1 protein-coding gene is annotated in these 792 nt (G+C 25.5%); it reads right to left on the bottom strand.

The genetic code is table 11. From position 1 onward, the window contains the following. A complete protein-coding gene (locus M8044_RS02460) occupies positions 1–621 on the bottom strand; it encodes a sigma-70 family RNA polymerase sigma factor (protein ID WP_273585465.1) in 621 nt (206 codons plus the stop codon). Between the last annotated feature and the right edge of the window lie 171 nt (positions 622–792).

Raw genomic sequence — 792 nt, 5'->3', positions numbered from 1 at the left:
TTATTTCTCTTTTCTATATAATTTTTTTAATTTTTTGATAGCGATGTTTTTAATATTTTCTACTTGTTTTAAAGATAAATTGAGTTTTTCAGCGATTTCGTCATTGTTATAACATCTTTGATAATCTTCGTTGATATTCCCTAAAGGAACACCAAAACTGAAATGGATAATTTTGAATTCGGTTTTGCTTAACTTAACTTTCATTTTTTTTAAAAAAATTTCATGATTAACTTGTTTGAGCCATAATTGATGGGGATTAGGATTGTTTATTTTATTAGGTTCGTATGTTTCTTCTTGAAAAGAAAGATTATTAGTTTTATGTGTTTTTTGGGGGATTGAAGGCGAATGACTTTTTCTTATTATTTCTCTTATTTCCGATTTGATGGTTGGAGTAGCGTAAGAGATAAAGTCATAACCTAAATCTTGGTAATGATTGAGGGCTTTGATTAATCCTAAAACTCCTTCTTGATATAAATCTTCTTTAGTTAAAACTCGAGGATAATATTTAAATTGATAAACTAGTTTTTTGACTAATGGTAAATGAAGTTTGATTAATTGATTACAAATTTCTAAATTCTTTTTGTTTTTTAAAAATTCTTTAAATAATTCTTGTCTTAACATTTAATGCCTTTCTAAAAACGTTTTTAGAAAAGATAAGAAATTATTTTTTTAGTCTTAGAAAAGAAAAAAAGACTAACTTAATAGTTAGTCTTGAAGAATTTTTAAAAAATAAAAAGTGTCTAAACTTTTGGAACACCTCACTAACCCCGTAATAGAAGCAATTTCGGAAGC

It is taken from the genome of Columbia Basin potato purple top phytoplasma, from assembly GCF_028595955.1.
Taxonomy (GTDB): domain Bacteria; phylum Bacillota_I; class Bacilli_A; order Acholeplasmatales; family Acholeplasmataceae; genus Phytoplasma.
The sequence above is the reverse complement of the archived record's forward strand: the minus strand, read 5'-3'. Positions and strand labels throughout refer to the sequence as shown.